Consider the following 13,456-nt stretch of genomic DNA (forward strand, 5'->3'; position numbering starts at 1 on the left):
TGCGGTCCGCAGTGCGCGACCATACGGACGCCGAGTCGCCGTGCTCGACACCTGAAAAGCAGACGACGTCACGAGCAAGCGGCCGGCAGACGGAAACATCGCGACAGGAAGAAGGACGGACGTGTCCGGCAGCGACAGCGAGAACCCGGCGATCTCCTCCCCGGCCCCGAAGGAGACGCGCCCCAGGACGAACCGGGACTGGTGGCCGAACGAGCTGGACCTCCAGGTCCTCCACCAGAACTCGCCCCAGGCCAATCCGATGGACGAGGACTTCGACTACGCGACGGAGTTCGCGACCCTCGACGTCGACGCGCTGAAGCGGGACGTCTTCGAGGTGATGACCGCCTCGCAGGACTGGTGGCCCGCCGACTACGGCCACTACGGGCCGCTCTTCATCCGGATGAGCTGGCACGCGGCGGGAACGTACCGCATCGAGGACGGCCGGGGCGGTGGCGGCTCCGGCGCCCAGCGATTCGCGCCGCTGAACAGCTGGCCGGACAACGCGAGCCTCGACAAGGCACGGCGTCTGCTCTGGCCGGTCAAGCAGAAGTACGGCCGGAAGATCTCCTGGGCAGATCTTCTGGTATTCGCCGGCAACTGCGCCATGGAATCCATGGGATTCAAGACCTTCGGTTTCGGCTTCGGCCGGGAGGACATCTGGGAGCCCGAGGAGGTCTTCTGGGGCCCCGAGGACACCTGGCTCGGAGATGCGCGCTACAGCGGCGACCGGGAACTCAGCGGTCCTTTCGGCGCCGTGCAGATGGGCCTGATCTACGTCAATCCGGAAGGCCCCAACGGAAATCCGGATCCGATCGCGGCGGCCCGGGACATTCGCGAGACGTTCCGTCGCATGGCGATGAACGACGAGGAGACGGCCGCCCTCATCATCGGCGGCCACACCTTCGGCAAGTGTCACGGCGCGGTCGATCCCTCGTGCGTCGGCCCGGAGCCCGAGGCCGCACCCATCGAGCAGCAGGGCCTCGGCTGGCGGAACACGTGCGGCAGTGGCAAGGGCGTCGACACGCTCACCAGCGGCCTTGAGGGCGCGTGGACCACCGCGCCGACGACGTGGGACAACGGGTACCTGGACAACCTGTTCCGCTACGACTGGGAGCTGACGACGAGCCCGGCCGGAGCGCAGCAGTGGACTCCGACGGATCCCGCCGCCCAGGGCACGGTCCCCGACGCCCATGATCCGTCGAAGCGGCACGCTCCGATGATGCTGACGACGGACCTCTCGCTGAAGCTGGATCCAGTCTACGCTCCGATCGCGAAGACCTTCCATGAGAACCCGGACAAGCTCGCGGACGCGTTCGCCCGGGCCTGGTACAAGCTGCTCCACCGCGACATGGGCCCCGTCTCGCGGTACCTCGGGCCGTGGATCGCCGAGCCGCAGCTGTGGCAGGACCCCGTTCCCGCCGTCGATCACGCCCTGGTCACGGACGCGGACATCGCCGACCTCAAGCGCAAGGTCCTCGCCTCGGGGCTCTCCGTCTCCCACCTGGCCACGACGGCGTGGGCGTCGGCGGCGAGCTTCCGCGGCACCGACCAGCGCGGCGGGGCCAACGGCGCACGGATCCGGCTCGCGCCGCAGAAGGACTGGGAGGTCAACGACCTGCCCGAGATCGCCGGGACGGTGGAGGCCCTCGACCGGATCCGGCAGCAGTTCAACGACTCGCAGACGGGCGGAGTGCGGGTCTCGCTCGCCGACATGATCGTGCTCGGCGGCTGCGCGGCCGTCGAACAGGCCGCGAAGGACGCCGGGCACGCCGTCACGGTCCCGTTCTCGCCGGGGCGTACGGACGCCTCGCAGGAGCAGACCGACGTGGAGTCGTTCGCCGTGCTCGAACCCCGGGCGGACGGGTTCCGCAACTACCTCCGGACGGGCGAGAAGCTGTCGCCGGAGACCCTGCTCCTGGACCGCGCCGCCCTGTTGACGCTGACGGCTCCCGAGATGACGGTCCTCGTCGGCGGCATGCGGGCGCTGAGCACGGGCTTCAAGGGCTCCCGGCACGGCGTGTTCACCGACCGGCCGGGGACCCTGACCAACGACTTCTTCGTGAACCTGCTCGACATGGCCACGGAATGGAAGCCGTCGACGGCGACCGAGAACGTCTACGAAGGCCGGGACCGCGCCACCGGCGAGGCCAAGTGGACCGCCACCGCCGCCGACCTCGTCTTCGGCTCGAACTCCCAGCTCCGCGCCCTCTCGGAGGTCTACGGATCCCGGGACGCGGGAGAGAAGTTCGTGCGCGACTTCGTGGCGGCATGGGACAAGGTGATGAACCTGGACAGGTTCGACCTCTCCTGAGCGTGCTGTCCCGGCCGGCCGTCCACCGGCCGGCCGGGACACCGCCCTGCGGGGATCGAGCACCGTCAGGGACCAGGACACTCACTCTCCGAGGAGGCGGCGGGCTTCCGAGAGGAGGCGCAGGAGTTCGGTGCGCGAGGGGTCGTCGGGGGTGTCCGGGGCCGGCCGGCGCGGGGCGTGGGTGGTGAGGACGTGCAGGGCGACGGCCGCCTGGCGGGCGAAGAGGCTCAGCAGGTCGAGCTCGGACAGGCTGGAGCGGGCCTGCGGGGACGGGTCGAGGACTTCCAGCACGCCGAGGACCCGGTCCCCGTGGAGGAGCGGGGCGGCCATCAGCGCGTTCGGGACGTAGCCGGTGGACTCGGCGACGTTCCGGTCGAAGGACGTGCTGTCGTGCAGGTCGTCGACCACCATCGGCTCGCCGGAGGCGGCGACCCAGCCGGCGATGCCCCGGCCCGCCGGGAACCGCCGGCCCACCAGGAACTCCTGGCCCTGCCCGGAGACGGCCTCGAAGACGAGCTCGTCCGCTGCCGCCTCCAGGAGCAGGATGGAGCTCGCCTCGGCGCCGAAGATGGCCCGTGCGGTGTCCACCACCGACTGCAGGAGTTCCGCCATGGCCGGATCGGGCCGGGGCGTGGGTGACATGGCGGGGGCGATCGTCTGAGCCATGGGGGTTCCCTTCCGGCGCCGGTCGTTACCGGCGGCCGTGGACACGGACGTTGGCTGCGGACAGGTACAGGGCGTTCTTCAGCTGGAACGGCGTCAGCCGGGGGCGGCTCGACAGGATCCGCGCGCAGAGCCCGGCGACGAACGGTGTGGCGAAGCTGTTGCCGGACGTGCGGATCGACGTACCGCCGAGCCACGCCACCGGGACCCGCTGGCCGGGGGCGAAGAACTCCACCGGGGGCTCCGGGTTGTAGAGGTGGAGGTCCGGGTCGTCCTCCTGGTGGCTGCCGACCGAGATCACCGAGGAGAAGCGCCAGGGGAAGCTCTCCACGTGCGTGTTGTGCGCGGAGGCGACGATGACGGTCTGCTGGAAGTACGCCTCGTCGGCCAGCCGGCGCAGTTCCTCCACGAACCGGTCGTGGCTGGTGGACAGGCTCAGGTTCACCACGTCGAACCGTTGGCGCACGGCCCACCTGATCCCTTCGAGGAGGATGTCCCCGCTGCCGGAGAACCGTTCGCCGAGCACCCGGACGCTGGACAGCTCGCAGTCCGGGGCCGTGCGCCGGATGATCCCGGCGCAGGCGGTGCCGTGACCACAGGCATCGCCCTCCTCGGTCTCCTCGACGTGGACTCCGTCGTCGTCCTTGAAGACGCGCCACGACTGGGCGACGGGGCCGACCATGGGATGGTCCCGTTCGACACCCGAGTCGACGACGCAGACGCGTACGCCACGCCCGGTCCCACCGGGCAGGCCGCCGACCGGCGGGTCCGGTGGGCTGTCGGCCTCCACGGGTACGTCGGCGGGGCCCCGCCCGCGCAGGCCCCAGGTGAGGCCGGGGGCCGGGGCCGGTCGCTGCCCGGTGGTCATCGCGGTGTCTCCTTTCCGGCTCCGGCGGCCCGCCCGTGGGCAGGGCCGTGTCCCGGCGAGCGGCTCTGGCACTCTTCGGCCACGGCCTCGGCCTGGCGTACGGCGGGGAGGTGGCCCTTGGCGGCGAAGCTCCGGCGGGCACGCGCCGCGGCCTCGGCGGCGTCGGCCGGGCGTCCCAGGGCGAGTTCGGTTCGGGCCGCGTCGAGGGCGGCGAGGCCCTGGACGATGGGCGAGTCGGTGCGGGCTGCGGTGGCGAGCGCCCGGGCGGCGAGGCGACCGGCGGTCGCGGCCTCCCCTCGTAGCGCGGCGACACGGGCGCGCAGTCCGTCGAGATCGGCCGACTCGGCACGCGGCCGGTCGGGGGCCGACCGCTCCCCCGACCGGCGGCCTGCCGGCTCCAGTTCGGCGAGGGTGCCGTGTGCGGTACGCCAGTCGCCGAGGTCGAGGCGGATGCGGGTGGCGTCGAGCAGGGCACTGCGCAGCAGCCCTGTCGCGCCCAGCTCCCGCGCGGCGGACGCGGCCCGCTCCAGGCTGAGCAGTGCCTCCTCCCGGCGGCCGGCCAGGTCGGCCACGGTCGCGGTGAAGATCGGCAGGAAGGCGTCGGCCTCGGCGTAGCCGAGCCGCTGCGCGAGCTGCTCCGCCTCCGCGAGGCAGGCCACGGCCCCGTCACGGTCGTCGTGGAGGGCAAGGACCACGGCCAGCGGGCAGTTGAGCGTCAGCCGGACGGCCCGGCGGCCGGCCCCCTGCTCGGCGAGAAGGGCGCGGCAGCGGGCGACGGCGTCGGCGACGGGCTGGGGCCCGCGCCAGAGAGAGACCCCCATGGCGCCGAGGGCCGCCGCCCGCTCCGGCTCGGCGTCGGCGCTCACGGCGTGGCCGAGGGCCCGTACGAGCAGTTGCTCGGCCTCCCCGTGGCGGCCCTGCTCCTGAGCACGCTGGGCAATCCGCAGACAGGCCTTGGCCTGACCGAGCTCGTCACCGGCCGCGGCGAAGACGGGCAGGGTGGCGGAGGCGGCTTCGGCCGGAGACTCGTCGGTGCCCGGGGAGGGAGCCTCCCGTGGCCCACCGCGCCCGGACCGGCTCGCCTCGACGAGACCGTCCTCGGACCGGCTGCTCTCGGACCGCCTGTCCTCGGATCGAGTTCCGGCGGGTCGACCATCAGCGGATCGGTTTTCAGTGGATCGGTTTTCAGTGGATCGGCCGACGGACGCGAGGCCGAGTCGGGCGTGGGCGGCCTCCACCGCGTCCGGGCCGTCCGCCGGGGCCTCGGCCAGGACCGCTTCGAGCAGCACCCTGCCTTCCTGGACGCGCCCCAGGTCGAGCAGCGTCTGGCCGAGCCGCCGTCGTGTCGCCGTACTTCCCGGTTCGCCCGCCGCGTACCGGGCCGTCGACCTGGCGAGCAGGTCGGCGGCCCACACGGGGTCGGCGTGGGCCAGCGCGAGACGTCCGGCCTCCGCGAGGGCGTCGGCGGCGCGCCGGCGCAGCCCGTCGGTGTGCGCGTCCTGCGCACCCAGCTCGACGCGGTAGCGGTACGCCTGTTCCAGATGGGCCCCGACGGCGGCGCTTCCCCGTTGCCGGACCGTGTCGAGCCGTGCCGCCCGTTCGTGCCGGTCGGCCCGGTCCTGCTTGGACTGGCTGGTGTGGACGACCTCCTGGATCAGCCCTCCGGCGAAGCGGAACGCGCCACCGTCCGGCCTGATCAGACGGTGCCGGACCAGCCGGCGCAGGGTGGTTCCGAGTTCGGCCGCGGTCCACGCCTCGCCGGGAGGTCCGGCGAGAGCCGTGAGTTCGTCGGCGGTGAAGTCGCCGCCGAGGACGGACGCGATGCCCAGGGCGCGCTGTTCGGGCGGTTCGAGCGCGTCGATCCTGGCGCCGATCAGGGCCTGGAGCGGCAGCGGGACGCTGTCCGCGTGGACGGGGTCACCCGCGACCAGCAACTGTTCCAGGTGCAGCGGGTTGCCACCCACTCGCGCCAGGACCTGCGGGGCGAGTGGCCCGCTGTCGGCTGTACGCCCGGTGAGCTCGGCCGCGAGGAGCTGCGCCTCTCCGTCGGAGAGACCGCCGAGCGGTACGGCGCCCAGGGCGAGTTCGGGCCGCGCGTCGAACAGTTGGGGGCGGGTGAGCAGGACGATCAGGACGGCCGCGTCGGCGAGTGCGCGCACCAGTCGGTCGAGGGCGTCGAAGAGCGGCTGCGCGGCCCAGTGGCAGTCGTCGATCACCAGCACGACGGGCTGGGTCTCGGACAGTTCGGCGAGGACCTTGGCGAGTGCCGCGCAGGTGTCCGCCGGGGACGGGTTGGGAGTGCCGTCGAGGAGCAGCCCCTGGTGGAGAAGGTCGAGTTCGGGCGACGGTACGACGGAGCCGACGCTCTTCAGGAGTCCGGCCACGGCATCGGCGAGCGGCCCGAGACTGGGCTGCTCGCCCCGCGCCCGGCAGCGCCCGGCGCCATGACGGAGGCCGGGAGCCGCGGGGGCGGCCGAGGCCGCAGGCCGGTCGGGGGTCGAGCCCGGTGCCGGTACCGAGGCCGAGGCCGGGGACGAAGCCGAGGCCGGGGACGAAGCCAGTGTCGTCGCCCTGGCCCGGTCGAGCCACTCCCGTACGAGGCGCGTCTTGCCCTGGCCCGCCTCCCCGCCGATCACCAGGCGATCCACCCTCCGCGCCCGCACCAGCCGAGCCAACACCTCGTCCATGAGGCCGAGTTCATGCGCACGGCCGACGAAGGCGAGGTCGAAGCGGCGCAGTGTCTCCGGGTCCGTCTCCTCGTCCAGGCCGGTCAGGCGATGGGCCGCGACCCGGTCGCTCTTGCCCTTGAGCAGGAGGGGGCCCGCTTCCGTCGTCCGGATGCCCGGCCCCACGGCCGCCAGGGTGTCGGGCCCGATGAGGATCTCTCCGGCCGCGGCGTTCTGTTCCAGGCGCGCGGCGACGTTGACCATCTCGCCGGAGACCATCGCCTGTCGCTGCGTCGCCGAACCCGTCACCGCCTGACCGGTGTTGATGCCGATGCGCATCTGGAGCCGTACGCCGACGGCTTCCTCCAGACGCGCGTTGAGCCCGGTGAGCGCCTCCCGCATCGCCAGGGCGGCGGCGACCGCACGGCGGGCGTCGTCCTCCCGGACGGTCGGCACGCCGAAGACGGCCATCACGGCGTCCCCGATGAACTTCTCCACGGTGCCGCCCTGCTCCTCGATCCGCAGCCGCATCAGATCGAACCAGCGGAGCGTCACCGATCGCAGGGTTTCCGCGTCGAGCGCCCCGGAGAGCGCCGTGGAGCCCACCAGGTCACAGAAGAGGACGGTCACCACCTTGCGGCCGGTCGCTCTGGCCGTGACCTGCCCGGGGGCGCACGGACTGCCGCAGGAAGGGCAGAACCGGGCACCGGGCGGCAGTGCGCTCCGGCACGAGGCACAGGACATGGATTCCTCCGGTGGACGGCGGACGGGCGACAGCGACGGCGACGGCACCTGCCGGTACGGCTGCCGGTACAGCCGCGGCTGCGGGTACGCGGACGGCCGGCGTCAGAACAGGGCGCCGCCCGCCACGTCCGCGTGGGCCTGCACCTCGGGGGCCGCCGCGTCGAGCCGTCCCCTGATGTCGACGAGCAGCGCGAGTTCCTCGGGGGTCAACGCCCGTACGACTTCCTGTTGTTCTTCGCTGAGCGCGTCGACGTCGAACCCGGCGGCGGCGAGCGCCTCAAGGGTCGGCTCGGGCGTCGCGTCTCCGTCCGAGGCGCTGTTGCCGTACGGAGTGGCGTTGTCGGTCACGGGTGTCCTCCGGGGTCGGCGGCGAGGGAGAGGAAGAGCCGGGTGAGCAGGTTGGCCGTGTGGAGCGCGCTGACGGAGACGGCGGTCTGCCTGGCGGGCGTCGGCGCGAGCGCGTCGAGGACGCGGTGCAGGTCGTCGAGGTGGCCGCCGTCCAGCTCCGCGTGTTCCCGGAGCGTGCGGAACGCGCCGCCGGGCAGCCCGGTGACCTCGGCGAGGCGGTCCGCGAGCCGGGGCCCGGGGGCGTTGCCCTCCAGGACCGCGATGTAGCCGAGGAGGGTGGCGGGGTCCTCGTGCTCGATCCGGTAGTACTGGGCCCCGGCGAGTTCGACGGCGGCCGGGTGCGGCACGGGGGCCGGACCGGCACCGGCGGCGGCCAGGTCGTCGAGCAGCCAGGCGTCGTGGTCACGCTCCTCCTCCGCGTGACGGATGTAGTACGCCGCCAGGCGCCGCGAGGCCGGGTCGTCCCGCTCGGCGCACCGCTCGGCGCCCCGCAGGAGGAGTGGCACCGAGGCCCGTACGAGCGGATGCATGGCGGCGAGATAGCGCACGTACCGCTGCCGCAGCCCTTCCGGTCTCCACAGGGCGGCGGTCGCGGCTCTCAGGACGGGGGTGGTGGGCGTGAGTTTGGTGCGGAGTGCGAGGGATGCGGTGGCGTTCATCGGCAGCTCGTCTCCTCTGTCGCGGGGCCGTTCGGGGCTTCGGGCCGGAGCTCGACCAGGTGCGCGTAGCGTGCGCAGCCCGTCCGTCGCACGAGGGCGGCGGGTCCGGCGGCGAGCTGCTGGACCGTGGTGAGCCGGTCGAGGAGTTCGCCGACCCGGCCGCCGGCGTCGCGGGCCGCGCCCGCGAGGATCTCGGGGCGGTCGGCGAGTGCGTGACAGCTGCGGCAGTAGCCGGCCGGGGCGGGCGAGGTCGCGTGGCGGGCGTGCAGCCGCTGGGGGCCGACGGCGCGCAGCATCCGCAGCACCGGGGAGCCGAGGGAGCGTTCGCGGACGGCCGGCCATTCGTCGTCGGCGATGTGTCCGAGCCGGAGGTGCCGGGGGACGGGGCGCCGGTCGACCGTCCACTGGTTGCAGCAGGCGGCCACGGTGCCGTCGAAGGCGACCACCGGCCAGGCGGCGAGGGCGCACGGTGTCGCGCGGGTGCCGTCGGGTCCCGGCGGTGTCGGCCGGACGAGGCCGGCGGCGCGGCCGAGCGGCCGTACCTCGTTGACGAGCATGGGCAGCCGGGAGCCGAAGACCCGGCGGACGTCAGCGACGACGTCCGCCAGATACGGGTCGTCGGCGTCGGTGCCGGTGAGGTGGATGCTGGCGGCGACTCCGGCGTCGAGTACGGCGCGGAGGGCGCGCAGCACGTCCGCGCGCGGGACCTCGCGCTCGTGGTGGACGTCCAGGCTCGCCGAGAAGTGGTCGAAGGCCGCGATCGTCCGCATGATCCGGTCGGGGACGCGTCCGCCACGGGCGAAGAACATCCCGCTGAGGAGCGCCACCCGGGACCCCTTGGCGCGGGCGAGACCGGCCAGGCGCGCGGCCAGTCCGGGCAGCAGCAGCGGTTCACCGCCGGTCAGCATGACCACTTCGGGGCGGTCCTCCGCACCGAACGAGCCGATGAAGCGCAGGAGTTGGTCCTGGTCGGGCGCTTCGGAGGCCGACGGGGAGGATCCGGTGGAGCAGTGCGCGCAGCTCATGGGGCAGCGGCGGGTGAGCGCCACCAGGAGACCGCCGCAGGGCACCGGCCGCAGGCCGATCAGCTCCGCCAGGTCCATGTCCGTCTCCTCCTCGGTCGCCCCTCCGCGTCTCCTCCGTGCTCGTGCCGCGCGCGGAGCATGCCTGGATCGTGGCCCCGGGCGGCTGACTTCCGGTTCACGAACGCCTGGCGATCGGTTAATTCCCAGGTCCGGGTGGGTGCGGTCGGGTGCCGGGCGGCCGGGTGCGGCTGCCCGGCGGGGGCATCGGCCCACGTCCCGGGGTCGTACCTCGTCGGCGTCGTCGACGTATACCGGCGTCGAACCGACGACCAGGCGTTCCCATACCCGCCCTTCGTACGTTTTTCCCAGCCGGCGCAGCGACGCCGTCAAACGAGGAGGACGAACATGCCCGAGAACACGAACCCGAAGCCGGTCGAGGACGAGGACATCGAGGTCGTGGCGCACGGGGAGGCCGAGGAGGACGAGGCCGGCTGCATCATCAACAACTCCAGCGACATCTCCTGACGCGACTCGTCTCGTCCTGAGTACCTCGCGGGCCACCCGGTTCTCGGCGGATCACGCCAGGAAGCGGGGGGCCCGCGGCCACTCACCGTCCCCACCCTTCTCCCACCGCCCGCCACCGCCTGCCACCCCTCGTCTTCCCCCTTCCCCCACCGGCCCGATCCCGAGGGAGCGCGCACGTCGTGAAGATCCTGCTCTGCCCGCTCAGCGACGGCGGCTACCTCTACCCGGCGATCGCGGCCGGCCGCGAGTTGCGCCGCCGCGGCCATCACGTCAGCGTCCTCGCCAGGTCCTCCGCCGCGCCGGTCGTGGCCGAGGCCGGGCTGCCGTGCGCGGCGGCCGAGGACTTCGGCGGCCGGCGGGCGTTCTCCGCCACGTGGTGGGGGAAGACCGGTGCGGCGCAGTACCGGGCGATCCTGCGCGCGGCCCGGGCTGCACAGGCCGATCTTCTCGTCACCTCGGTGCTGTGCAACGGCGCCCTGCTCGCCGCCGAAGTCCTGGACGTTCCGGTGGTCGTGGTCGGGCTCTCGGTTCATCTGTGGGACTACCGGAGCGGCGGCAACGGGGAGCCGCACCTGGGCAGGACCCGGGAGAGCCGGACCCGTGACAGTCGGGCCCTCCACGCCGCCACTCGGGAGGAAGTCGGTCTGGCCGGGCGTGCCTCCCGCTGGGAGGACGATCCGCTCCTCGGTGACGCGCTGCTGCTCCGCGGGGATCCGGCACTCGAGCACCCGGGCGCGGAACTCCCCGAGCGGGTCCGGTACGTGGGACCGCTGCCCTGGGAACCGGCGCCGGGACAGGGAGAGTTGGATGCGGTCGGGGATCACCTGGAGCGGAAGGGCACGGGCAAGCCCGTCGTCTACGTTCACCTCGGCCGCTTCTTCGGCGGCCGAACCCTCTGGCCGCGGCTCAACGAGGCGTTCACCGGCGGACCGTTCCAGGCGGTGGTCGAGCAGGGGCGGTCCACCGACCCCGCGCCCGCTCCGGAGGCCGACATCCTGCTCGTACGGAAGCCTTGGATGGGACCGCTCGTCGACGCGGCCGACCTGGTGCTGGCCAACGGCACCTCGGCCCCGGTTCTGTCGGCCCTCCTGCGCGGCCGCCCCCTGGCGCTCTCGCCCAACGGGTCCGAGCAGCCACTGCTCACCGGCGCCTGTGTCCGGGCCGGCGTGGCCGTGCGCGACCCGAAGACCCCGTCCGTGGACCTGTCGGCGCTGCTGGAGTCGGTGTCGCGCGACGCAGGCCTGCGGACCCGAGCCCGCGCGCTCGGCGACAGGCTGGCCGCGGTGGACGGCGCGGCCCGCGCGGCCGACCTGATCGAGCGGGTGGCTGTGGCATCCGCAACCCCGAAGGAGAACCATGAGTACGCGATCAGTCGGCCTCGATGAGGCCGTGGCACGTCTGTCCATGGGTGCGCGGCACTGGCTGGCACGGCAGGCGGGGTACCTCGACTCGCCCGCCGGTCACGCGGAGCTGCCGGTGACCCCACGCGTCAAGGCCCTCCTTCAACTCGCGCTGCTCTGCCGCTACTGGGGGAAGTCCGTGCCCGCCGAGGCCGCCCTGGGCCGGGCGACCGCGATCGTGGAACGGGCCTGGCAGCGACCGGACTTCCCGCACCTCCTCACCCTCGACCACCGGTACGCACGGCAGTTCGAGCTGATGTACGCGGGGCTGGCGCCCGCCGGGGCCGCCACCGACGCACCCGGCGCCGTCCTGGCCCGGTTGAAGGGCGACGGCTATCTGGCGGCGCGCCGCAAGGCCCCGTACCTCCACCTTGAGGCCCGGTTCTACGCCGATCTCGCGGGCGCGGAGCACGAGTTCGCCCCGTACGAGCAGCTGTACGCGGCCAGCCTGCCCGCTCGGGCCGCCACCCTGCCCGTGGCCGACCTCGACGTCTGTGTGGTCACGCACACCGTGTTCTACCTCAGCGACTTCGGCTTCCGTGACCCCGGCCTGACCGAGGGCGCCCGTGCACAGGCCCTCCAGGTCGTGGAGCGGCTCACGCACCACTGCCTGGGCCTCGGCGAATGGGACCTGGTCGGCAAGCTGGTGCTCGCCCAGTACTGCCTGGGCGCGGATCCACTGAGTACGCCCTCCGGGGCGGCCGGCATCCGGATGCTCGCCGAGGTCCAGGCGCCGGACGGAGCGATACCCGGGCGGTCCGTCGTCAGACGCGCCCCGGCGGACGCGCCGCCCGTGGAGTACTTCCGGAAGTCCTACCAGGCGACCCTCGTCACGGCCCTCGCGACGCTGATCGTCGCGAACGGCCGGCCCGGCGGGCACTCCCCCGCGGGAACACCGGCAGTACGGGAGGCGGCACGGTGAGCATCGACCAAGCGACGAGCGTCGACCGAACGGCGGGGACCGACGGAGCGACGAGCGTCACCCGAGCGGCGGAGACCGACCGAGCGACGAGCGGCGACCGGGCGGTCAGGACCGACCCGACGGCGCACCTCGACGAGGCCACGGCACACGACCTCGCCGCCTCCGGCGCGCGCCTGCTCCGGGGCGCGCGCGACTGGTGGTTCCTCGGCCCCGGCGGGGTGGCCCGCCTCGGTGCCCGGCACGTCACCGCCGACGGTTCCCTGCGCCCCGAGGCGGAGCGACGGCTGCGCGACAGCGGCATGTTCACCCCTGCCACGGTCCGCGCCTACGCCCTGACCGTCCTCACCAGCACCCACTGCAACCTGGGCTGCGGATACTGCTTCCAGAACACCGCCCAGGACCTGGCGGGCGGCAGCAGGCCGCCCCGGATCGCCCGGACCCGCCTCACCTCGGAGACGATCACCTCGATCCTCGGGTTCACGGAACGCCGGATGGCGGCCGTCGGCCTGGAGAAGCTGAGGATCCTCCTCTTCGGCGGCGAGCCCCTCCTCAATCCGCGCGGCTGTCTCGAACTCCTGGAGCGGGCCGCGGACATCGCTCCCACCTCGGCCTGGATGATCTCCAACGCCACCCTGCTCTCCCCGTCCCTGGCGCGACGGCTCCACGAGCGCGGGCTGACGTCCGTCCAGGTCACCTTCGACGGCGACCGCGACGACCACGACCGGATCCGGGTCGGCAGGGCGGACGGCAGCGGGACCTTCGACAAGATCGTCCGCAACATCGTCAAGGCCTCCGAGGCGACACCACTCCGGTGGACCCTGCGGGTGAACGTCTCCCAGGAGACCTTCCACGGGGTCGACGCGTTGATCGACCGGCTCGCCACCGCGCTCGACCCCGGGCGCTGCACCCTGTACTTCGCCCGGGTCGGCGACGTGGGCGTCGGATTCGCCAACAGTCTGCTGCACACGGGTGAGCTCTCGGCCGCGTTCACCCGGTGGCAGCGCCGGGCACTCGGCCTCGGCTTCACCGTGAACCGCCCCGGCGGCCGGAAGACCTGCGTCACCTGCGGTCACACCGACGGCCGTTACGGCGCGGTCGTCAGCGCCGACGGGACGCTCGCGAGTTGCTGGGAGACCGCGGGCAAACCCGACTGGGAGGTCGGCACGGTCACCGACGGCTATCTGCCCAGCGCCGAGACCGGTGACCGCTGGATCGCCTGCCAGGACCTCTACAGCTACGACGAGGACGCACGGACCCTCGCCAGGTTCCGTGACACCGTCGACACCGCCCTGCTCGACCATCTGCACGAGACGGGGCGCCTGTAG

At 73.2% G+C, this 13,456-nt stretch carries 10 protein-coding genes; 4 read left to right on the top strand and 6 right to left on the bottom strand.

The genetic code is table 11. The features are described 5' to 3' along the window. Nucleotides 1-121 precede the first annotated feature (121 nt). On the top strand, nt 122-2,311 hold the full coding sequence (gene katG / locus OG514_RS35660; RefSeq protein ID WP_266901896.1) for a catalase/peroxidase HPI: 2,190 nt from the start codon (nt 122-124) through the stop codon (nt 2,309-2,311). Nucleotides 2,312-2,392: 81 nt separating this feature from the next. Here the strand turns inward: katG and OG514_RS35665 are convergent, their stop codons facing one another. From OG514_RS35665 to OG514_RS35690, 6 genes are all read right to left on the bottom strand, one after another. Then, nucleotides 2,393-2,977: a GAF domain-containing protein gene (locus tag OG514_RS35665; RefSeq protein WP_266901898.1), complete on the bottom strand. Its 585-nt coding sequence runs from the start codon at nt 2,975-2,977 to the stop codon at nt 2,393-2,395. Nucleotides 2,978-3,002: 25 nt separating this feature from the next. Beyond that, nucleotides 3,003-3,842, bottom strand: coding sequence for a S8 family serine peptidase (locus OG514_RS35670; RefSeq protein ID WP_266901900.1), 840 nt, complete (start codon nt 3,840-3,842; stop codon nt 3,003-3,005). Next, nucleotides 3,839-7,252 (bottom strand): adenylate/guanylate cyclase domain-containing protein, encoded by a 3,414-nt coding sequence (locus OG514_RS35675; protein ID WP_266901902.1) that lies wholly within the window; start codon nt 7,250-7,252, stop codon nt 3,839-3,841. The genes OG514_RS35670 and OG514_RS35675 overlap by 4 nt, the downstream gene beginning before the upstream one ends. Before the next feature lie 102 nt (nt 7,253-7,354). Continuing rightward, nucleotides 7,355-7,600: an aroma-sacti cluster domain-containing protein gene (locus tag OG514_RS35680; protein WP_266901904.1), complete on the bottom strand. Its 246-nt coding sequence runs from the start codon at nt 7,598-7,600 to the stop codon at nt 7,355-7,357. After that, nucleotides 7,597-8,259, bottom strand: a complete 663-nt coding sequence (locus OG514_RS35685; RefSeq protein ID WP_266901906.1) for an iron-containing redox enzyme family protein — start codon at nt 8,257-8,259, stop codon at nt 7,597-7,599. Before OG514_RS35685 ends, OG514_RS35680 begins: the two co-directional genes overlap by 4 nt. Then, entirely contained in the window at nt 8,256-9,362 is a 1,107-nt protein-coding gene (locus tag OG514_RS35690; RefSeq protein ID WP_266901908.1) for a radical SAM protein, read from the bottom strand. The genes OG514_RS35685 and OG514_RS35690 overlap by 4 nt, the downstream gene beginning before the upstream one ends. A 626-nt stretch (nt 9,363-9,988) precedes the next feature. Here OG514_RS35690 and OG514_RS35695 point away from each other — a divergent pair. The 3 genes from OG514_RS35695 (at nt 9,989) to OG514_RS35705 (ending at nt 13,456) form a co-directional block, all read left to right on the top strand. After that, nucleotides 9,989-11,194 (top strand): glycosyltransferase, encoded by a 1,206-nt coding sequence (locus OG514_RS35695; protein WP_266901910.1) that lies wholly within the window; start codon nt 9,989-9,991, stop codon nt 11,192-11,194. Continuing rightward, nucleotides 11,166-12,131, top strand: a complete 966-nt coding sequence (locus tag OG514_RS35700; RefSeq protein WP_266901912.1) for a hypothetical protein — start codon at nt 11,166-11,168, stop codon at nt 12,129-12,131. The genes OG514_RS35695 and OG514_RS35700 overlap by 29 nt, the downstream gene beginning before the upstream one ends. A gap of 173 nt (nt 12,132-12,304) precedes the next feature. Then, on the top strand, nt 12,305-13,456 hold the full coding sequence (locus OG514_RS35705; RefSeq protein ID WP_323181683.1) for a radical SAM protein: 1,152 nt from the start codon (nt 12,305-12,307) through the stop codon (nt 13,454-13,456).

Origin of the sequence: Streptomyces sp. NBC_00572 (genome assembly GCF_026341815.1) — a bacterium.
Taxonomy (GTDB): Bacteria; Actinomycetota; Actinomycetes; order Streptomycetales; family Streptomycetaceae; genus Streptomyces.

Excerpts from the sequence above, each read along its gene's own strand:
- OG514_RS35665 (WP_266901898.1), bottom strand. The coding sequence starts at position 2,977 with ATGGCTCAGACGATCGCCCCCGCCATGTCACCCACGCCCCGGCCCGAT.
- OG514_RS35670 (WP_266901900.1), bottom strand. The coding sequence starts at position 3,842 with ATGACCACCGGGCAGCGACCGGCCCCGGCCCCCGGCCTCACCTGGGGC.
- OG514_RS35675 (WP_266901902.1), bottom strand. The coding sequence starts at position 7,252 with ATGTCCTGTGCCTCGTGCCGGAGCGCACTGCCGCCCGGTGCCCGGTTC.
- OG514_RS35685 (WP_266901906.1), bottom strand. The coding sequence starts at position 8,259 with ATGAACGCCACCGCATCCCTCGCACTCCGCACCAAACTCACGCCCACC.
- OG514_RS35690 (WP_266901908.1), bottom strand. The coding sequence starts at position 9,362 with ATGGACCTGGCGGAGCTGATCGGCCTGCGGCCGGTGCCCTGCGGCGGT.
- OG514_RS35700 (WP_266901912.1), top strand. The coding sequence starts at position 11,166 with ATGAGTACGCGATCAGTCGGCCTCGATGAGGCCGTGGCACGTCTGTCC.